The sequence below is a fragment of the Acholeplasma hippikon genome, assembly GCF_900660755.1.
Taxonomy (GTDB): Bacteria; Bacillota_I; Bacilli_A; order Acholeplasmatales; family Acholeplasmataceae; genus Acholeplasma; species Acholeplasma hippikon.
This window is the reverse complement of the sequence record NZ_LR215050.1, coordinates 1,195,081-1,215,443: the sequence shown is the minus strand read 5'-3', so window position 1 is coordinate 1,215,443 and position 20,363 is coordinate 1,195,081. Positions and strand designations below refer to the sequence as shown.

Below are 20,363 nucleotides of genomic sequence, written 5' to 3'. Positions count from 1 at the left end.
TCCTAATAAAATACAATTTTAATTTGCGTAGATGTTTTTGCTTGTTTGTAATTTATTTTTATTTGCTTTATATTATTTGAAAATACAATTTCAATTTGAACATTACTAACTTCAGAAACCACTAAGTCTAATGCTTCCTTAACCTTATCATCTTGAAGATTCCCTTTAAAAATACCATTTTCAATCGAGTAAAAAACGAAGTATTCTTTTGAGATTGATTTAACAATTAAATTAAATTGCATATATGCTTCAGTGGTAATCTCTTCTATAACTTCATCAGTTAAATCATCCAAAAGCAATTCATTTTTAAAAATGTATTTATTTAACGTCTCGCTAAATTGTGCTTCTTCACTTAGATCATTTAGTCTTCGTTCGTTAATCGTGAAGTACGAAACTACTTCACTACCTACTATCTCAAATGTTTTTTGTTCTTCATATCGATTAACGATTGTTTCTTCATAAGTTTGTTCAATTATCAATTGATAACCTAAAGTTTTTCTCAAACTAAAGTCTGAAATTACTTTATTGACTGCGTCCAGTTCATTATTTGGTGCTGTTGTGAAATTACATCCCATAAGAAGGAGTGATGTCAACAATAAACTCAAAATCATTAAAATCTTTTTCATTGTTTTCTACCTCTTCTCCAAATGATTGGAGCCGCAAGCATTGTAAGTGCTGATAAGCCAATATATGCGTATGCGAAGCCATTTTGTCTTGTTTCTTTATATTCATTATTAATGTCTAGAACCAAATTATTATATAAATGGATTAGTTCATCTAGTCTTGCTTTAGCACCTTCATATGAACCATCTTTGACGCCAACAATTCTTCGATTAAAGTCTTTAAGTTTATCAAAATCACTTAGTTTTATGTCATTAATTTGATTCATCTCATTAATTAGTTTGATTCCATCAACTGTTGTTGTTAATGTAACTAAAATCGATTCACTTTCTAAATAGTTATTCGTTTCAATGAACTTTAGATGTACTTGATAAGTAGTAAATTCTACTAAGTTATCGATGATTTCTTTTGCAACAAAACTCACATTATTTAATGAATATGCAAACGCCTTATCAGCATTTAATCTAATTTCATATGAACCTATCTCAAAACTAAAATCACTTAAGTTAATTGATTGTTCAGCTTTATGAACTATGACTTCAATTAAATTATTATCTAGCACATAATTATTTTTGATGAGTTCATTTAATTCAAACTCCACTAAATAATTTCCAGAATCAATGATTGAATATGGTTTGATAATAACTAACTCTTTAGAAAAATTATCATAAACTCTATAATCTAAGTTAATTTCATTACCACTATAAACAAAACTATTTTGTTCAAGTGAAATTGAAATGATTTTTGGTTTAACTTCAACTTCAAATTCCCTTACATAAGTAGTGTTTTCATCACCATACTGAACATTAAGTACTAATTTATAAATACCTGATTCATTAACTTCTTTAATGATGATCTCATCTTTTATCATCATCTCATTTAAATGATTAATCCAATAATAAGCTACTTCTACACCTTGATATGGAGCAATTATTTCAGGTTTAATGATTAGTTCTTCTCCATAAATCAAATTGTAATGATCTTTTAAATCAACTTCCGGTTCTTTTATGACATACGTTGCCTTAGTATATAGATTCATCGCAGGCATTATCTTATAATCAATGTCCCATAAGTATGCATATAATTCACTTTCTAAATTTGGATAGATAATCGGCATGCCATAAACTACTTGGTGAGTTTCAATTATGCCATCGTATTCAAAAGTAATTTCATACGTATTTACTTCTAAAACTAACTCTAATGATATATCTGATAAAATTTCACTTAAGTTTAATTTTTCTACAAACTCTCCATTGTATTTCCAGCCTATAAATGTGTGTCCTTCTTTTTCTAATCCGGGAATCACATAGTCATCGGTCAATATAGTGTATGTGGTTAATGCATTTTTTGGTGTTTCTGAATATATAATCTTATATTCAATCGCACTATAAATAGGATATATTTCTAAATTTTTATTTATATTGGTAGTTTCTTCACTAAAACCTATAAAGTTATATCCCATTCTAGTATCTATCTCTGGTTCAATTGAATCATTTGATTTACGTATCATTTGAGTCGAAATTAAGTTTCCTAAATAATCAAAATATTTTACAGTGTAGAACTTAAAAACTTTGATTTCTTCATTCATATAAATTAAATTAATCGGATAGAAATCTTTATCAACAATACCACTTCCTTCAATCGAAATTAAAGTGGTTAGTTCTTCTTCTTTATTGATTGCCTCGAAAATAATTTCAATCATATCTAAGGCTTCTTTTAATCCTTCTTGATTTATAAATGAGAACTTAATTTCACCCTGATCATAAATATTATGTGTCATAATTAAGCTATTTGTCTCATCAACACCAGATAAGATTTTAATTGATTTGACACTTAATTTATTTTTATCATATTTGACAATAAAATCAGCTGCAGCTATATTTGATGCTGCATCAAGATGAATGATTGTCTTAATATCATTATCTAGCCCTTCATTTTCTGTAACGATGCTTATCTTTTTGTTTTCAAAAATAACGAGTTCAAAGAAAATATCTTCATAAATCTTACTTAAATCTATTTTTTTGTAAATAACATCTTTATACTTCCACCCCATATATGTATAACCAGGCATATTAACTTGAGGTAGTTCATATATTCCTTCTTCATTTGTAAATGTATATTTTGCATTATTTACACTATGAGAATATTCAATACGATATGATTCCATTGAATATATAGGATATATATCTAAATTACTTGTAATATTGTAAGGCGAATGCGTAAACCCAATAAATAGATGTCCTGGTCTTTGTGGGATTTCAGGTTCAATTGCGTGATTGTATTCTTTAATACGTTGTTCAGAAATTACATTTCCTTCATAATCAAAATATCTAACTGTGTAAAATGGATAGGTACTAAAGATTTGGGTTTTACTTAGTTGTTTGATTCTATTTCCACTCGAATTATAGACTTGTGAAGCAGAAACTACTATATACGAAGTTAACGGATTTGGTTCATTTGACATAAATGTAATTTCCACTAAATTTATGTCAACATCACTGACTTCCTCACCTCGAACCTTAAATGTTAATATTCCATTTTCTAACAATTCAATTGCGAATAATTCATAATTTAAATTGTTTGCTGTATCAGTTAACTTGATTTTATTAAATGTTAATACTTTTGAATCAAATCTCACCTCATAGGTTGCTTCTTTAAGTAAAGATGCTTTATTTGCTCCAATAGTAACTGTAATATTTTCCATCGGATCGAATGCATTCACATCTAAAACAATTGTTTGGCTAGGCATCATCACTAGTTCAAAATAAATATAATCTAGAATTTCACTTAAATTTATCTCTCTATAAATTTCTCCATTATATCTCCAGCCAATATAGTCATATCTTTCCCAATCCACACTTGGTAACACATAATTTCCTGTCTCAATTGTGTATTCGTATAAAGCTCCTGGTAGATAATCTGAATACCCAATAGAATATCTTCTCGCTTCATATATTGGATAGATATCCATATCTTCTACAACAGGAATATACTCCTTAGAATACCCTACGAAGTTATATCCTGGAATATCTTCAGGTGTTGGTATTGATATATAATTGTACTTTTTCACCTGTTCTTCATATATCTTATGTCCATAAAAATCATAATAAGTGACCGTATAATATTTGCCTAAATCAAAAGACGTATAAAACGCTTGTAAACCGATTTTATTTCCCTTGTGATCTTTTACTTGTGTTGGTGTAACACTTAAATAAATCAATATATTATCCTCAGTATTTACTGCTTCAAAAATAATGGTTGCTAAGTAAATATCTTCAGTTATACCTTTTACACCTGTAACAGTAAAAATAATTTCACCGTTATAATTGTATTTTTCAAAAGTAACTTCAAACCCAGCATTTAAAGCTTCTTCTGTTGCCTTCATCTCTTTAACATTTAATTTAAAGCGGTCAAACTGCACAATAAACTTACCGTCTTTAAAGTTTGATTTTCCATCAACACCAATATAGGTGACTGTTTCACTTTCAATATCATCTGTGCTAAATTGAACTAGTGTGTTTTCTCCTTGAACATACACGACTTCTAAATAAATGTCAGATAAAATTTCACTTAGGTTTATTTCTTTATAAATTTCATTGTTATATTTCCAACCAAGATATGTAACCCCATCCCACTCTAATTCAGGTAAGACATACATTCCAGTTTCAATTGTGTAATAGTAAAGTGCATTTCTTACATAAGTATCGTATGTAATTCTATATGCTATTGCTTGATAAACTGGATAAATATCCATGTCATTTAAAACATAATAACGTGATTTGGAATAACCAGTGAAATAATAATGTGCTCTTTCAATCGCCTCAGGTTCTATTCCATCATTTCCTCTTCTTATTCTTTGTTCTGAGACAATGTTTCCTAGATAATCAAAATATCGAACAAGATAATATTTATCTAAACTAATTGTAGAATTTTCATAATTAAATGATATATGATTAAATGTTTTATCTACGGTGCCACTAGTGGAAATGGAAATTGTACTGTTGATATCATTATCATTACGAATAATTTCAAATTCTATTTCTAATAGATCAATTGCTTCTATTAGACCTTCCATATTAATAAATGAAAATTTAACAGTTCCCTTATCTATTTCAACGTGTGTTTCTAAAATAGACTTTGTTTTTTCAATATCTTCGGATACTTGAATACCTTTTACTTTAAAAATGTCTTTATCATAACTAATAACAAAGTCACCAGCAGCAAGCATCGTATTTTCCGATATCGATACTTTAACTTTAATTTCATCATCTGTTGTACCTGATACAGAGTTCATCATAATTTTATTCTTTATTTGTTGGGGTTCCCCAGATAAATTAAGATTCCAACTTTGAGAGCTTGCGTTCAATTTTTGCAAGTCTGCATTATATAAATTTTTAGGTTCGATTCTAATTGAATCTGAAACAGGTCTCGTTGATATATTTTTAAATCGAACTATAAGAATTTGCGAGTAGTAATTTATGCCATCTGCATCAACAAAACTAATCGAACTAAATCCTTTATTATGATTGATTGTTTTAATCACATCATTACCGAAGTTCTCTGTTAGTTCTATTTCTAGTAGCTCTAGGTTTTCTTCATTATAGAAAATATTAAAAGTACCTGTTGCTAAATTGTATGCATTAGAGGTATATAGTGTAATGTAAAACTCTTCTTCATAAGGAATTGGATTTCTAGATATTCCACCATAAAAATAAATGCTACCTGGCTGCGAAACATATTCAATAATTGATATTCGTGATGTTTTCCCTTCAACGAACGCCTTACTTAAATCAGAGTGATATGCATCCCCTACATAAACACTAAAAGGGTAACTACCTAGAGCTGCCCCATCTTTAATACGTATATTTATCATTAATAAGTCTTGATACCCGCTAATCCCCTCACTAGCGAGAAATGCAAATTTAATCTGACCCTCAACATTTATGTTAGTGGTATAATTCGAGAGATTCGACCACGTAGACTGAATCTCCATAATTGATGAATCATAATAGATTTCTAATTCCAACGCTGATATATCTTTTAACTCTGATGATATATAAATTGTTGAATAAGTTGACTGATAAAATTGATAATCCGATACATTTATCTTTGAATTATCTTCTAAAGCTGAAATATTGGGAGCCAAAAGGATACAAATAAAAGCGAAAAATAACACTTTTATATATTTATTCATATACTTTACCCCATCTGTTTTTACACGTTTATTATATCAAGCAGTTAATAAAAGAATTTTATTAACAACTTGTATGATGATTCTTTTTGTCAGTATGTCCGTTTTTGTTAGTCTATTTTAAGGAAATATCAAAAAAAGGCCAATTGGCCCTTTATTTTTGAATTTTTAAATCATTTACTTGTTCAATATGTTTTTGTTTTACTTCATCTGGCATACAAGAGCGTTCGATAAGTTTTTTTAAATAACTTTCCTTCTCTTCTAAAGATAAAACATTAGTTTTAACTTTTCTTGTTTTTCTGATAAGTCTATTCAAATTCTTTAATTGAATGACTTGTTCTTTGTCTGTTATATTAATCTTACTTAATTTAGCGTAGTTAGAAAAAACAACAACTGGAATAACTTTAGAATCATCAATTTCTAAATAATTTTGAAGTGCTTTTGTATGCGCATAATTTTGTCTAAGTGGATTATAGAATTTATGTTTAGCATTTTTGTGGAATACTTGCGTCCAATTTTCATCATTTTTAGATCCAAAGATATATCCATTATAATTTTTCATTTCAAATACATAGATACCTTCTTTACTAATAGCAAGTACATCTATTTCAGTTGTATCTGTTGTTGTATGGGATAGATAAATATTTGTTAAAACATTTGGTTTGCCGAATTGTCTAACAGCTTTTTTATATAATTTAAATTCTCCGTAATTACCTTTATCAAAGTATGTTTTGAAGAATCCTTTTTGAGATTTTTGTTTATAACCTGACGTATAAATTGTTATTGCATCGTAAATAATTGAAATAGTTTTTATTGTTAATGTAACTATAAATACAATAATGACACTTATCGTTTCATAAAGCAATTCTCCGTTATTTTTCTTTTTCTTCTTTGCCATGTTAATTTCTTCCGTTCCTATACTAAATTTTTATTATACTTAATCATTATACAAATAATTATCAAGATAATGATACTTACTAATAAAATTGGCCAATAATGAATAAATTGATTAAATACCTTAATTGATATATAAATTAATCCACATCTTAATAGCCAATGTAATAAACTCCCTATGTCATTCCCCCAAACGACCCCGGAATCATACAGCTTACCAACAAACATAAAGACTACTTTATAGAAAATTAATGATAAGAGAATGGGTACTATTGCATCTATCAAAAAATTTCCTGTTTGTGGTTCAACTTGAAATAACAGTTCAAATATCTCTTTGTATGCCAAACAAAAAAACACCTCCTTTTGCCTACATCATACATTGCTTAGGAGGTGTTTAAAAGTTATTTTTTTGATTTGTTTTTAATAGAAACAATTTGTTTTTGCTGGACATCAAACTTAATCACTTGTTTAGTCATGTCATTGTGATCAACTTCTATTGTTTTATACATTTTGCTGAATTTAGCATAACTTAATAAGTCCACATATCGCATAATCATGGTTAAGTATAAGAAAACAACAAACAAGAATAACGAAAAATCGATATTTAATTCACTTACTGTCAAACTAAACATTGTTAAGAAATATAATCCAACTTCAATTAGAATTGATAATAATGATTTTTTGACTGGTGTTTTGAATGCTTTATAGCTTACAGTTACTTCTTTATTAAAGTCTCCTAATGATAGTGTAGTTATAATAATTGAAATTATTGAAGATAAACTAATCACACCAAGCATCACATCACTCATTACATCTGTTAAACCTATAATCCCAATTGAAATAAAATTTAAGAATACTGACATAAATAAGAACATTACTCTTGTTTTTTTAAAGAAATTTATCTGTTTTATATATTCCTTTTCGTTTAACTCATGTTTATATTTAACTTTATTTATAATAGGGATTTGAAGTGTAAGAGAACTTTTCTTCTTTTCTTTATACGCATCAGTAAAAAAGGTGAATAGTCCAATTGGAATAAGGACAATTAATCCAGCTAAATACTTTAGCGTTAACTCCTTATCTATATAATATATAAATAGAGGAATTGTTAATAAAATAATAAATATTAAACTAAAATAACTTATATGTGTTCTTGGATTATAAACAATAACTTCTTTTTTAGATTGTTCTTTTGTTAATGAATTTTGATTATTTGATTGATACATCAAGATTGTATTAGGATCAACCTTATAAATTTCACACAACCCTAAGATGACATCACTACTTATTTCTTTTCCGTTTTCCATATTCACAATAGCAGTTCGTGATTCAAATCCTAAACGAGATGCTAATGCTTCCTGTGTTAAGTTATGTTCATTTCTTAATTTTCTTAAATGATTACCACGTTCGTTGTTATCCATATTTTCATTCCCTTTTATGATACTTCATTTAATGATACCATTAATAATAATTAAATAAATAGCGATTATCTCTACTCTCAAATATATTAAAATTAATCAAGTCAAAAAGCAAAAAAAGAAGTTCTTAAACTTCTACCTAATAAGTGGTGCGGGTGACAGGACTTGAACCTGCATGCCGTAAAGCGCTAGATCCTAAGTCTAGTGCGTCTGCCAATTTCGCCACACCCGCAGAATTGGTGGCATGTGTCGCTCTTTAGTAATAATATGGCAGGCCCAGCAGGATTTGAACCTACGAGTGATGGAGTCAAAGTCCATTGCCTTACCGCTTGGCTATGGGCCTGTATTATTTAGATGGGGCGGCCGAAGGGAATCGAACCCTCGAGTGTCTGCGCCACAAGCAGATGCGTTAACCACTTCGCCACGACCGCCGTGTCGACGCATGTATTATTATACCAATAAAATTTTATTTGTAAAGTCTGTTTTGAAAAAAAATTATTTTTTTTATTTTACACATAAATTTGGTATTATTATATAGAAAGGCGGTATTATTTACATGGCAAAATGGTTTGGTAGAATCCTATATATATTCTTTGCATTACTAATCGTTGTTTTAATTGAGTTCTTCTTTGGAGGAATTGTTGAAATCCAAAAAAGTTTATATGCTTCTGATTATTTAATGGGAGCAGTCAATGAAGACGACTCATATAATATTTTTGATGGTATGGCTTATTATAATGCTCCATACAATTATTATTACTCAACAGATAAGATTAAAACGCTTGATGGAGCGGAATCTTACGATACTACTGGTGAAGATATCGATCCGAAGTATCAAATTAAATTAGGTGTTTATCCATTCGTTTCAGCTGAAAAAGCTCCAGGATATGATATCTATAGAGATGGTTTCTATATCGTATTAGAACACAGTCATGAAGATGTAATGTACTATAGTTTTGAAATTACTGCTCATCACACAGGTGATCCAGAGAAAGAAAATGTTACATTAAATGATGTTACAAAACACACAATTTGGAAGAATGTGAATGGCTTCTTAGCTAACAATCAAGTTCCTTATACACTACGTATTACTAACTATAATTTATATAGAGAAAACCAAGATGGTTTTGGTGGAATCTATGAATATGATATTGAATATATTAATGTTTATGCTCACATAACTGGTGAGGAAGAAAAAGTATTTATCTATCGTATTACAAGTGGTGAAGATGTTTATGGTGGTGAACCATTAGTGTCACACGAAACATTAAACTTAACTGCTGAAACTTACAACTTATCTAAGACTTTTGCAAATCCAGAAGTTCCTACTGCTGAAGAAAAACAAGCTTTAAACTTAGTTGATAAATTCCAACCAGTTGATTTAAAAGAATATCGTTCAGTTTACTTTGTTGTATATGGTATTTACTTCGTTATTCTTCTATTAATTCCTTACTTCATGTTCTTCCATAGAACTGTTAAGAAGTTAATTAGAAATGGACGTCCAGAAAAAGCTACAAATGGTCTTCCAGAAAACTACACTCCACGTGAACAAATATTCTCTGATATCGATGAAGAAGAATTAAAGAAAAAAGATAAGAAATAAGTTGAAAGCCAAGTTGAACAGCCTCTTGTCAAGTAGACACGGTAAATAATATAAAATTAAATGGCCATATACCTATATTCTAAAGGTGTATGGCTTTTTAATTTACGTTGTATTCTTTCTTGATTATAGAACTTAATGTAATCTTTAATTGCTTTTGTGAGTTTTTCTGATGAATCAAACGTTTCTAAATAATACATTTCAGATTTGATGATGCCCCATAAGTTCTCGATTGGTCCATTATCAATACACTTACCTACTCTAGACATACTTTGCACCATATTGTGTTTATCTAATAGATTCTTAAATGATCTGCTCGTGTATTGAAATCCCCTGTCACTATGAAACATTGGTTGAGCACCAGGATTCTTTTTCACTGCCTTATTAAAGGTTGTAAAAACGAGATGATTATCATTTCTATGATGTATATGATAAGAAACTACACTCTTATCATATACGTCTAATATCGCACATAAGTAAAGCTTTTGACCACTGTATCCATATTTAAATTCTGTAACATCACTTAACCATTTCTCATTTGGATTGGATGCACTAAATTCTCTATTTAATATGTTTTGTCCAACTTGTTCAGGTTTAGTCTTCAAGAAACCTGGACGTTTACGACGGATAATAGATTTTAAATTGTAGGCTCGCATTAAACGATAAATGTAGTTTTCTGAATGATTTTTTCCAGTATATTTATTGATGTTATCTCTAATACGTCTATAACCGTATTTTTTATTGAAATGTTTATAGTAGGTTTGTATAACTTCTAGCATTTCTTCATTCTTTGTTTCATAGGATGGTTTAATTCTGTTTGACCATTTATAATATGCAGATCGCGGTATACCTAACAGTTCACAGAGCCATTTAATATCGTAAACATCTTTAAAATAAGCTATTGTTTCATATGTTTCTTGGTTTCTAATCTTGTTAAGTGGGATTTGGCCTCCAACTCTTGTTTTTTTTTGAAGACTTTCTTGGCTGCCTCACTTAAATATAATTCTTTTTTTAGGCGTTCATTCTCACGTCTTAATTTTTCAAGTTCTGATAATTCATCAGGTTGTTTTTTTCGACCACGCTTGTCACTAAGTCCATCAACACCAAAAACTTGGTACTTTTTGTACCAAGTGTATACTTGTTGGTAGCTTACTTCAAACTTCAAGGAGGTACCTTGATAATCAAACTCATTTTGAATTAAGTATTCTACAATTTTAACTCTTTCATCTAATGTTGTTTTACGTCCCATAATATCGATACCACCTGATTCACTATGTGTAGTTTTGATATTATTATACCCTAATACCCATCTTGCTATTAATGACGGATTACGAATTCCATATTTTAGGGCTAAATCATAATAACTTCCAGCACCATTCCTATATGATTCAACAACTTCATTTTTTAATGTTTCAGTATAACTTTGATTCATACCTTGCATACGTAATGCTTCAGCACCAAACTTACTATATTTGAAAATCAGTACCTCTATTGCGCTTTTGCTTACGCCAAACTGACTTGCTAACTGTCTAAGTGACCCTTCGCCTTTCTCATATATCGTGCAAATAAGTAATTTTTCTTCATAACTTAATCGTTTGTTTTTTCTCAAAATAAAATACCTCCAAGTATTAACAGTAATAATATATATTTCTTTATATTATTTCCTGTGTCTACTTTAGAGGTATCATATCAAGTATTTACTTGGCTTTTTTTATTTTTTTTTGATATTGAAATCATTTTTTTATTATGCTATACTATTAAAGCGCGAGGGGGCATGGTGTCAACGGTAGCACACCGGTCTCCAAAACCGTTTGTATGGGTTCGAATCCTGTTGCCCCCGCCATTATATTATTAACGAGAGCTGCAATATAATGCAGCTATATTTTGAGACTTAATGACCGTTTTAAATTGTCATTTCATCTTTATGATAAATCAAAACTGTCGTGATGTCAATGTATTTGATAAATTAAATTTGTCAAAAGAAAACGGAGGTTATCTATGGAATTACCTAAACTGAAGGAATTTAGAGAGGCCGCTAAGTTAAGTCAACGAGATATTGCTAAATTACTAGATATGACACAAGCAAACTATTGGGCTTTGGAGAAAGGCAAATCAATAGCTAATGCAAAGCAAATCCTACAATTATGTGATTTGTTCAAATGCACTCCAAATGATTTATTTGGAATTCGCGGAATATATGAAGTCGCAACTAAAGGATGGGATGATGATGAAGCGTAATCTTTCCTTAAGAATCCGCCAAACTCAACTACTTAAATTTAAACCCAAACCAACTAATGTTTTTCCTATTCAAAGTTATGATGATTATGTATATCATCAATTTTTGAATACTAAAGATATAGAATACTTTTCTAACGAAAAAAACTTCATTCACATATTAGAAAACTTTTCACTAAATTTAACTATCTATAATAAAAAAAATGCAATAGATTTTTTCATGGAATATTATTATGGATCAATATTGCCTATTGAACCAGGAATTATGAACTGTGTCCTTTTCTATACTCTTATGAGTAAAAATGGTCATTTCACAAATAAAACTTATTTAAGTAAAGTAATAGAAAATTGGTATAGTATTGGAATTGATACAACAGTCAAAGCCTATTTCCACATGATGTATGAAATCAGTTATAAAAAGAATAAATCATTACACCTTAACTCACTTAGATATTTTAGATCTAAATATAATTATTCATCTATGGATGTTGCAAATTTTTTAAATGTTCCTGAGTCAGTTTATCTTCAAATGGAAAGGAATACGCTTCCGTTGAACTCCACACAAATAATCAACCTATGTAACTTGTTTAAATGCTCAGCCGATGATTTGCTTTTCTATTCAAAGATATTTGAAAAAATTACAGTTAATTGGGATGTTTAATTTTAATCAATTAAAAACTTATCTTTGTAATCTGACATAATTTTACTTTGTCTGATATGTATATACCTGTCTAACGACTTCCCATCACTATGTCCAGTCATTCTTTGCAAGGTCTTTCTATCAACACCAGAGTCAATCATTATTGTTGCAAAACTGTGCCTAAACATATGTGCATGAAATTTTTCAAAATTAAATTTTCTTTTGTATTTCCTCATCAAATTTTCTAAATCTGATTTAGTCATTTGTTTATTTGTATTTGGATTTACAAATAAATATTTATCAGTATTCATTTTACACAGCTCTTGAATAATTGGAGCTGTTTTTTCTTTAAACGGAACAATTCTATCTTCAAATGTTTTTGTTTTTGTAAATTTAATTAAATTATATTCGAAATCAATATTCTTCTTTTCAATATTAATAAGCTCTGTTCTTCTACAGCCCGTTTCCATTAAAATTAAAAACACTGCAGCTTCATATATATTTCTCTCGGTCATAGGTAAAGAATAGAAATATTTTCTCATTCTCCTTATATCAGCAAGCTCAATATAATCATATGTAACTAATCTCTGTTTTAGTTTAGGTATTCTTTGCAAATATTCAAATTCTATTCCAAACGCCCTATAACATCTCTGAAGATTTCCTATTCTCATGTTTATAGTTCTATTGCTACAAACTTCTTTCATTTCAAAAATATATTTTGTAAGTTTTGATTCTGTTAGATCTTCAACATTAATAACTTCATTTTTTTCGCACCAAGATACTAGATGTTGATAGTGTGACTTATAGTGTTCATATGTTCCTTTAGATAGTTCTAAAGCAATTTTATTCAAATGTTTTTCAGTTAATTCTTTGATTGTCATTCTTCTTTTCCTTTCATATTAGAAAGGTTGCGCAACCAGTTATAATTGATATATCAGCCATATTAAACAGCATTTTATGTCACTTTTCAAGTGAAGTTATAAAATATCAATTACACAGAAAAAAACAACAATAAAGATAACGGCATATATATAAGAATATATATATGCCATTTTTTATTTTGTCTTATCCTTTTCTTTCTTCAATGCTGCTAGAGTATCTTTAAGCTTAATTTTATCTGCTTCAAGTTTTGCATTTTCTTCCTTGATTTCTTCAAGTTTGTTTTTATTCGCAAAATACTCTTTTCTCATGGCTTCAAACTGGTTTTGCAAATCCTTATAACTTTCCCATTCAACCCCTTTTTGAATTTGGATTTGTTCAAGTTCTTTTCGTTTATCATCAAGTTCTCGATCTAAAGCTTGTTTCTTTCTGATAGGAATAAATAACCCCCACCAAAATAATGCATAACATGAAACGAGAATTACAACAATTATTAAGATTTGAATAAATGAATATATTAAGTCAGTGTTCATTATGGTTTTGCCTCCAGTTTTAGAATAGGTTTATTTTCAAAGTCTTTTTTCATGTTAAGTGGGTTGAAGTATCTCATTTCTTCCTGGAGTGTATTCTCATAGAACCAAACACGTTTATTGGTAAGTTCATATTCGCCACTGCCTTTAGGTGTAACTTTAAATGATTTAATTCGCCAACCCTTAATAACAAATCTATATTTACCAGTTTCTAACCAATACTTATAATCAAATCCCTTTTTAACTTTTGGTTCATGATACCAATTTAATAATTGCATCAATTGAATATCTCCTTTTGGAAGTTGTGAAATGAAGTAGAACAAGTCAATTCCTTGATGGCGCTGTGTTCCTAATGCACCAATTAATGGTAAAAATTCATTGTTATATTTTGATTCTTTGTTATTTCTTTGGTTATATTGTGTAAGCATTTCTTCATAAACAATGAAGTTAAATTTCTTGGTATCAATTGCATATTTTTGTTCGCCATCAATGAATAGATCAGAAGGCTTAAATCTTTGATGTAAATAGTAACTTGCTCCAGATAAGTTAATTCTAGGCAACTCCATTTGTGCAGTCGTTAAGCTTACCTTACCAGTTAAATAGGCATAGTCCATCATCGCATGATAAGTCATCGTAGATTTACCACTTCCAGGCTTACCATAAATATAGTGCGCACCAACTTCGAAGATTGGTAGTTTTTCTTTATCTGGTTTCATTCGCCATAAATCATAGAGAATTAAAGCCCAGTGAATTGGATATGTTGTATAACGTGCAAACTTTGAAAAATCACTAAATACTTGAATGTAAAACTGAATTAAACTATTATGAAAACTCATTAGCTTAACAGTTATATTTGATAAAAATTCAACAAGACTTTTAATTTTCTTTTGATATGTATCTATGAAGTTAAATAACCAATCTATATATTTGTCCACTTTATCCATATGATTACTCCAATAATGGCGCAGCAAATTTGAAGTAAAAGTAGAATAAAACAGCTGCAACAATTAATACTAAAATCACATAAGCAGGGTGCTTCATAATTGTTCTAAATGAATCAGCTAATCGTGCGCTCCATTTAATAAATCCAGCAGTTGCTAGAATAGAAAATAATAGAATAATTGCAGGACTTAACGAACCTAAATACTTTTTAGCAATTTCAACTACTTCAACCATGGATAGATCACCAACGATTTTATAATGCTAGTCCAATTAACTACGACAAAATAAACCAAAATTGATAGAATCAATGAACCAACCACGTATTTAAAGTTGAATCCATTTCTAGTGATTAACTGCCCCTTAGTAAAGCCAATTGCTAGTGATAAAACAAAGATGATTAACGGAATTAATAAAGGTGAAAATTCTTTATTATCTTCGTTTGCGATGCCATCAACTTTAGGTTCAACAGTGATTAAAAGATTCATATCTTTTCCAACTGTAGTGTAAAGCTTGTCATCTGTTTTATAAACAATCTCAATAATCTTTAAATTCTTTGGATCATCTGGATTATCTGGATTGTTATAAAATTCGGTTTGAATCTTACCAAACCAACCTAGTTCGAACTCTTTACCTTCTTGCAGCGCAAATGCCCAGACTTTATATCTTGGGTTGTCTTTTAACTGTGTAAATGAAGCATTTACTTTTTGATATTCGGCTTCAATTTCTTGTTTAGATACGTTGTAATAACTTGGTAAATTAGTAAAATCTAATGCTTGAATTCTAGGCATCTCATAATAAGTCGTAGCTCTTAATCCTAAGAAAATTAAATTGTATCCAGGAATCATCCATTCCCATGTGCTTGTTAAGTTTCTATAGTGTAAAGTATCTTCACTTGTGTGGCTCCAGATAAATGTCTTCCAATCTGTATATCTTGTAACCAGTCCAAACCATTCATCTGATCGTTGTCTAGAAGTGTAGCTTAAGGTTGTTGAAATAATATTATCCATGATGAATTCATCAACATAATAATAAGCTATTAAAGCACCTTGATTGTTTTGTTTAACATAAGCATAAGCGTTATACTTTTCCATTTTAGTTATGGTATTTGTATTTAAGTCCCAAATAACATGTGGAACGAATGCTGGCTTTTTATCACTTCCTGCAGATAACATATCTCTTAGATATAATCTGTCTTTAGTTAGATTAATAAAGATTTGTGGTTTATTGCTGCGTTTCATGAAGTAAATTTCTTCAGCATCAAAAATAGTCATATCAGTTTGTGAACTAAAATTATATTTTAAAGTGTAAGGCGTGCCATCATACCAGATAGTAACAATGACTTCATTTCCATTAACAGTGAAATATACATTACCCAGCACATTTTCTGCAGTCATTGGTAAATCTTGGACTGAATCAAATTCAGTTGGATTATCTACAATTGCAAGGTAGTAACGAATTTCAAAACTAAAATTCTCACCCACAATGTAAGTTCCTAAAAATTTGCCGTCATTGTTAATGCTATCAACAGTGGTTTGGTTTACTTCATAATATCCACCCCATGCAGCAAAATACATCACACGCATTCTAAATCTAGAATAACCATTTTGTTGTGGATCATACTTATCTACTCTAACCCATTCATTATTAGTTCCATGATTTTGGAGTGTATTAGAGTTTCTATATTCAATCACTGCATTTGTTGGTAGATTAAAATCAACGATATAATAATCATCTGAACTACCATTTGAATGGAAAATACTACCAGTAAAATAGTAGTAATTTCCTTGTTCACTCCATTCTTCACTAAACTCGTTATAAGCATAAGTTGTTGTTCCAGGAACGACTGGAACGGTATTAGCTAGTAAGATTGGAATACATAACAGAAGTGATAGAAATGAGAATATTTTTTTCATAGTTGAACCTCGCAAAATTGCAAGGGGGTAAAAATTAATTTACCCCTGTTGCATTATTTTTTTCTTCTATAAGTTTTTTTGTTGTTTGTAGCAATTAAAATGAATCCTAAACCAGCAACTGCAACAATTGTTACAATACCAGTCGGACTTGAAATGAACTCAACAATGTTATCAAGAATTGTCTTATCTGGATTCACTACAATTGGATTAGAATCTTCTTGATCTAATACTGTAATAGCAATTGTATGAACGCCTTCATTTCCAGCAGTATTTGAATATCCAATACTTACTGTATAAACACCTGGAGTTGTTTCGTTTCCTGAATACTCATCAACTAAGAAATTAATTTGAGTTGTAGCTGAAACATTTAATTGTCCAGTTGCTACTAATAAGTTAATGATTTGTTGTCTTGTTAATGTTGCTGGTTGGACAAGCTTAAATGACACGCCATCTTGGATATACCAAACTGGTGGAATGTTATCTTGCACAGAAACAGTTACTACGTGAGTTGCTCTATTACCTTTAGAGTCTGATACCTGGAATGTAATTGTGTAGTTACCTACTCGGTTACCATTTCCAGTGTAGTTATCTTCAAATACTGTGATTTGTGATGTCTTGTTACCTTCTTTAGCATCTGTAGCTGTTAATTGTGCTTTGATTTCATTTACAGATAAAATTGATGTGCTTGGTTTTGTAAGTACTGTTGGACCACTAAATACAGGCGCAATATCATCAATAACTTCAACCTGTTTTGTGAATGTTGTTTCATTACCAGAAGGGTCAGTAGCTGAGAACACAACGTTATATGTTCCTAAATTAGTTTTATTTGATGTGTATCCATCAGTTTTAACAACAATATGACTATTGTTCATTGTTGCATAGTTATCTGATACAGTTAATGTTGATCTAAAATTTTCTACATTCCATGTTTGAGTATAAGAAATTTGAACTTTTGATGAGTTACCTGTAATCACTGGTTTTGTGACATCGACAACTGAAATTTTAACTTCAAGTGTTGATTCATTGTTTGCGCTGTCCTTAACCCCAAACACAACTGTATAAGTTCCTAAAATTGACTTATTTGTTGTGTAATTGTCTGATACAACATAAATATTGTTAGTGATGTTACCATCTGTTTCATCAATAGCTGTTAAGTAACCTTGGAAGAAGGATAACGGTTTAGGATCATCAACTGAAGTAACAAATGTTTCTTGCCCACTAATAACTGGGCGTAAGTTTGATGAAATCATAATTGCATATACAGCGTATGGATTTGAAATTTCTGTTGCAAAATCATCAATATATGTTGAAAGTCCACCCGAATATTTAACGCCATCTAAGTAAATATCAATTTTAGTTCCGTCATAATTGATGTGAACTCTATTTACTGAACCAGTTCCGGTGATTGTAATTGGTTGATTTGCTGCGCCTTTAATCTCGAGACCATAGTCAATATTTGGATTAGTAAAAGAATCAGCATAATCATCAATTAGACCTATTAATCCACCAGGATATGCTACACCATCTAAATAAACAGTGTAGCCATAATTTCCGTTACCATCATAATCAATAATAAAGTTAGTATATGATTCCCCATTTATTGTTATTTCTGAAGCACTATTAGCAGCAAATGTTTTTTGCGTGGTTAATGCCACCCCAATTAGTGAACAAAATACCATTAATAAACTTAGTAATTTTTTATTCATATAAATCCCTACTTTCTAATTTTATAAATTAAATAAACTTAAATACTCTAAAACTTTGCTTGTTGGAATTGCATAACTTTGAACTAAATCCCCATTTAGATCTAGCGCAGCTGCAACATTAATCCCAACAAGTTTCCCAGAAGCATCAAACAAGCCACCACCACTATTTCCATGTGTGATTGATACGTTATGACTAATCACCTGGAACGGAAAATTCTCGATATTTACCATGTTTTGATAGTAACCATTAGTTATTGACCTAGTGCCGTTTGGATAGCCCACAGCAGTCAATAAAACAGTTGAATTTAATGGATTTGTTCTTACATCTGGAATCACAAATTCACTAGCTAGTTTTTCAAACTTTATTAAACCTAAATCATAAATTTCTGAAATTAATTGTTGTGCCTGGTTTAATGAAATCTTTGATGCTTGGTATTGATTGCCCAGATAATCATATAGATCTAGTGCAACAGTTTCATAATTATCTTTATCTAAAACGTGATAGTTGGTTATTGCATAATAGTAAGTTTCATCTTCATGAATAACAACAGCGCTTGCTGTCTTATTTAACATTTGATTGTTTCCTTGTAATGTATGCACAAGCTTTAGAACTGACCTTGAACTGTCGGCACTATTTTCAATTGGACTATGATTTATTGGTTCATCTGGTATCACAGCTTGTGTAGGCGTGAAGTCATATAAACATACAAAGAGTAATAAACCAAATGCACCTAAGAGAAGTATTAATTTCTTTAACATAAGATGAACTCCTTTCTTAGATAACACTTAAAGGCCATTGATTAAAACCAACGGCCTACAGTATTAAATTATTTAGACTTAACTACGAAATAACCACCCACACCAAGAACAGCGATAATTAATGCGTATAATCCAACATACTGTTCAAAGTGACTGCGTAGATCAACAAACCATTCGATGAATTTCATCAATGACTCAGGAGTCTCTGCAGAAGTTGGAATCTGTGGCACAAGCATCATCATGAATAGGAAAATCCCTACAATGATTAAAACAGCTAATAAAATTTTATTAGTTGCTAAACTCTTACGTTTTGCCATGATTAAAGTTCCTTTCATAAGTATTTGATACTAGGTATCATGCTTTAAAGGTAACTTTAAAAAAACTAACTTTCAAATTAGCTGACCAACTTTTATTTAAAAAATAGTACAACATTACATGAAAGGGGGAAAAATATGGAAAAAGATATAAAAGATTTAATTAAATTTGGCATTAATTATAACTACAAAGATTGTTACTTGAAAATAACTTACTCTGATCAGGTTCATAAACATAATGAAATAACAATTCCTTACAATGAATTAAAACTATAGAAAGAGATGATGGATCTCTTTTTTGCACTAAAATTGCAATTAAACCAAGTCCAAGCATAATTTTAAGAATACATGGGGTGACACCTAGGGTGTGGGAACGGTAGAGGGGTAAAACCCCTAAGTGTCCCACGCTTTTTCTTTTCGGCCAGTAAGTGCGTGAACGAAGTGAACATAAGGCGGCCAAAAGTCATTCAGTGGTTAGTTGTAAGTTATGATGTATATTTAAAGAATGACTTTTTCACTGAGCGCACTTCCTTTCTTGTTTTAAAACGAATTCAAGGGCTTGCCCTTAGAATTCATTTAATTATTAAACTATTTTATTTAACTCATATATATATATGTCCCATTTTTAGAAATATATGACATATAAATCTCTTTTTTATACTGATTGTTCCATTTTTGGACTAATATTGATGAAAAATAAAACACCCAGATTTTCGAGTGT

18 protein-coding genes and 4 tRNA genes are annotated in these 20,363 nt (G+C 30.0%); 5 read left to right on the top strand and 17 right to left on the bottom strand.

The features are described 5' to 3' along the window. Nucleotides 1-2: 2 nt before the first annotated feature. From EXC59_RS05990 to EXC59_RS05960, 7 genes are all read right to left on the bottom strand, one after another. Nucleotides 3-626, bottom strand: coding sequence for a hypothetical protein (locus EXC59_RS05990; protein WP_035370033.1), 624 nt, complete (start codon nt 624-626; stop codon nt 3-5). Continuing rightward, nucleotides 623-5,815, bottom strand: coding sequence for a cohesin domain-containing protein (locus EXC59_RS05985; protein ID WP_162849179.1), 5,193 nt, complete (start codon nt 5,813-5,815; stop codon nt 623-625). The genes EXC59_RS05990 and EXC59_RS05985 overlap by 4 nt, the downstream gene beginning before the upstream one ends. Nucleotides 5,816-5,966: 151 nt before the next feature. Continuing rightward, nucleotides 5,967-6,710 (bottom strand): nuclease-related domain-containing protein, encoded by a 744-nt coding sequence (locus EXC59_RS05980; protein WP_035370035.1) that lies wholly within the window; start codon nt 6,708-6,710, stop codon nt 5,967-5,969. Between the two features lie 397 nt (nt 6,711-7,107). Next, the gene (locus tag EXC59_RS05975; protein WP_035370037.1) at nt 7,108-8,127 is read right to left on the bottom strand and encodes a helix-turn-helix domain-containing protein; all 1,020 of its coding nucleotides are present in this window, start codon (nt 8,125-8,127) and stop codon (nt 7,108-7,110) included. Nucleotides 8,128-8,271: 144 nt separating this feature from the next. Beyond that, nucleotides 8,272-8,356 (bottom strand) — tRNA-Leu (locus tag EXC59_RS05970). 36 nt (nt 8,357-8,392) lie between these two features. Continuing rightward, a tRNA-Gln gene (locus EXC59_RS05965) sits at nt 8,393-8,467 on the bottom strand. A 12-nt stretch (nt 8,468-8,479) separates the two neighbouring features. Further along, a tRNA-His gene (locus EXC59_RS05960) sits at nt 8,480-8,555 on the bottom strand. A 125-nt stretch (nt 8,556-8,680) separates the two neighbouring features. Here EXC59_RS05960 and EXC59_RS05955 point away from each other — a divergent pair. Then, the gene (locus tag EXC59_RS05955; RefSeq protein ID WP_035370038.1) at nt 8,681-9,727 is read left to right on the top strand and encodes a hypothetical protein; all 1,047 of its coding nucleotides are present in this window, start codon (nt 8,681-8,683) and stop codon (nt 9,725-9,727) included. 56 nt (nt 9,728-9,783) lie between these two features. Here EXC59_RS05955 and EXC59_RS05950 read toward each other — a convergent pair whose 3' ends face one another. Next, nucleotides 9,784-10,626 (bottom strand): IS3 family transposase, encoded by an 843-nt coding sequence (locus EXC59_RS05950; protein ID WP_232034489.1) that lies wholly within the window; start codon nt 10,624-10,626, stop codon nt 9,784-9,786. Next, nucleotides 10,623-11,333 carry a helix-turn-helix domain-containing protein gene (locus EXC59_RS05945; RefSeq protein ID WP_129614264.1) on the bottom strand — a complete coding sequence of 237 codons (711 nt, stop codon included), beginning with the start codon at nt 11,331-11,333 and terminating at the stop codon, nt 10,623-10,625. Before EXC59_RS05945 ends, EXC59_RS05950 begins: the two co-directional genes overlap by 4 nt. A gap of 159 nt (nt 11,334-11,492) precedes the next feature. On the opposite strand from EXC59_RS05945, the gene EXC59_RS05940 reads away from it, so the two are divergent. From EXC59_RS05940 to EXC59_RS05930, 3 genes are all read left to right on the top strand, one after another. Continuing rightward, nucleotides 11,493-11,567, top strand: a tRNA-Trp gene (locus tag EXC59_RS05940). 155 nt (nt 11,568-11,722) lie between these two features. Continuing rightward, complete coding sequence (locus tag EXC59_RS05935; protein ID WP_035370113.1) at nt 11,723-11,962, top strand: helix-turn-helix transcriptional regulator; 240 nt, start codon at nt 11,723-11,725, stop codon at nt 11,960-11,962. Then, the gene (locus EXC59_RS05930; protein ID WP_035370112.1) at nt 11,949-12,620 is read left to right on the top strand and encodes a DnaD domain protein; all 672 of its coding nucleotides are present in this window, start codon (nt 11,949-11,951) and stop codon (nt 12,618-12,620) included. The genes EXC59_RS05935 and EXC59_RS05930 overlap by 14 nt, the downstream gene beginning before the upstream one ends. Before the next feature lie 2 nt (nt 12,621-12,622). Here the strand turns inward: EXC59_RS05930 and EXC59_RS05925 are convergent, their stop codons facing one another. The 8 genes from EXC59_RS05925 to EXC59_RS05890 form a co-directional block, all read right to left on the bottom strand. Beyond that, nucleotides 12,623-13,480 carry a tyrosine-type recombinase/integrase gene (locus EXC59_RS05925; RefSeq protein ID WP_035370111.1) on the bottom strand — a complete coding sequence of 286 codons (858 nt, stop codon included), beginning with the start codon at nt 13,478-13,480 and terminating at the stop codon, nt 12,623-12,625. A gap of 174 nt (nt 13,481-13,654) precedes the next feature. After that, complete coding sequence (locus EXC59_RS05920) at nt 13,655-14,011, bottom strand: hypothetical protein (RefSeq protein WP_035370110.1); 357 nt, start codon at nt 14,009-14,011, stop codon at nt 13,655-13,657. Continuing rightward, nucleotides 14,011-14,952, bottom strand: a complete 942-nt coding sequence (locus tag EXC59_RS05915) for a hypothetical protein (RefSeq protein WP_035370109.1) — start codon at nt 14,950-14,952, stop codon at nt 14,011-14,013. The genes EXC59_RS05920 and EXC59_RS05915 overlap by 1 nt, the downstream gene beginning before the upstream one ends. Before the next feature lie 4 nt (nt 14,953-14,956). Further along, complete coding sequence (locus EXC59_RS05910; protein WP_035370108.1) at nt 14,957-15,184, bottom strand: hypothetical protein; 228 nt, start codon at nt 15,182-15,184, stop codon at nt 14,957-14,959. After that, entirely contained in the window at nt 15,172-16,863 is a 1,692-nt protein-coding gene (locus tag EXC59_RS05905) for a hypothetical protein (RefSeq protein WP_035370107.1), read from the bottom strand. Before EXC59_RS05905 ends, EXC59_RS05910 begins: the two co-directional genes overlap by 13 nt. Before the next feature lie 53 nt (nt 16,864-16,916). Continuing rightward, entirely contained in the window at nt 16,917-18,569 is a 1,653-nt protein-coding gene (locus tag EXC59_RS05900; RefSeq protein ID WP_035370106.1) for a DUF5011/hyalin repeat domain-containing protein, read from the bottom strand. A gap of 21 nt (nt 18,570-18,590) precedes the next feature. Continuing rightward, nucleotides 18,591-19,328 carry a S1 family peptidase gene (locus EXC59_RS05895; protein WP_035370105.1) on the bottom strand — a complete coding sequence of 246 codons (738 nt, stop codon included), beginning with the start codon at nt 19,326-19,328 and terminating at the stop codon, nt 18,591-18,593. 68 nt (nt 19,329-19,396) lie between these two features. After that, nucleotides 19,397-19,663 (bottom strand): hypothetical protein, encoded by a 267-nt coding sequence (locus tag EXC59_RS05890; protein ID WP_162849178.1) that lies wholly within the window; start codon nt 19,661-19,663, stop codon nt 19,397-19,399. Nucleotides 19,664-19,780: 117 nt separating this feature from the next. Here EXC59_RS05890 and EXC59_RS07140 point away from each other — a divergent pair, with 117 nt between their 5' ends. Further along, nucleotides 19,781-19,918: a hypothetical protein gene (locus EXC59_RS07140; protein ID WP_156952797.1), complete on the top strand. Its 138-nt coding sequence runs from the start codon at nt 19,781-19,783 to the stop codon at nt 19,916-19,918. The last annotated feature ends 445 nt before the right edge of the window (nt 19,919-20,363 follow it).

Coding starts and splice junctions, on each gene's coding strand:
- EXC59_RS05990 (WP_035370033.1), bottom strand. CDS start 626: ATGAAAAAGATTTTAATGATTTTGAGTTTATTGTTGACATCACTCCTT.
- EXC59_RS05985 (WP_162849179.1), bottom strand. CDS start 5,815: ATGAATAAATATATAAAAGTGTTATTTTTCGCTTTTATTTGTATCCTT.
- EXC59_RS05980 (WP_035370035.1), bottom strand. CDS start 6,710: ATGGCAAAGAAGAAAAAGAAAAATAACGGAGAATTGCTTTATGAAACG.
- EXC59_RS05975 (WP_035370037.1), bottom strand. CDS start 8,127: ATGGATAACAACGAACGTGGTAATCATTTAAGAAAATTAAGAAATGAA.
- EXC59_RS05955 (WP_035370038.1), top strand. CDS start 8,681: ATGGCAAAATGGTTTGGTAGAATCCTATATATATTCTTTGCATTACTA.
- EXC59_RS05935 (WP_035370113.1), top strand. CDS start 11,723: ATGGAATTACCTAAACTGAAGGAATTTAGAGAGGCCGCTAAGTTAAGT.
- EXC59_RS05930 (WP_035370112.1), top strand. CDS start 11,949: ATGATGAAGCGTAATCTTTCCTTAAGAATCCGCCAAACTCAACTACTT.
- EXC59_RS05925 (WP_035370111.1), bottom strand. CDS start 13,480: ATGACAATCAAAGAATTAACTGAAAAACATTTGAATAAAATTGCTTTA.
- EXC59_RS05920 (WP_035370110.1), bottom strand. CDS start 14,011: ATGAACACTGACTTAATATATTCATTTATTCAAATCTTAATAATTGTT.
- EXC59_RS05915 (WP_035370109.1), bottom strand. CDS start 14,952: ATGGATAAAGTGGACAAATATATAGATTGGTTATTTAACTTCATAGAT.
- EXC59_RS05910 (WP_035370108.1), bottom strand. CDS start 15,184: ATGGTTGAAGTAGTTGAAATTGCTAAAAAGTATTTAGGTTCGTTAAGT.
- EXC59_RS05905 (WP_035370107.1), bottom strand. CDS start 16,863: ATGAAAAAAATATTCTCATTTCTATCACTTCTGTTATGTATTCCAATC.
- EXC59_RS05900 (WP_035370106.1), bottom strand. CDS start 18,569: ATGAATAAAAAATTACTAAGTTTATTAATGGTATTTTGTTCACTAATT.
- EXC59_RS05895 (WP_035370105.1), bottom strand. CDS start 19,328: ATGTTAAAGAAATTAATACTTCTCTTAGGTGCATTTGGTTTATTACTC.
- EXC59_RS05890 (WP_162849178.1), bottom strand. CDS start 19,663: ATGAAAGGAACTTTAATCATGGCAAAACGTAAGAGTTTAGCAACTAAT.
- EXC59_RS07140 (WP_156952797.1), top strand. CDS start 19,781: ATGGAAAAAGATATAAAAGATTTAATTAAATTTGGCATTAATTATAAC.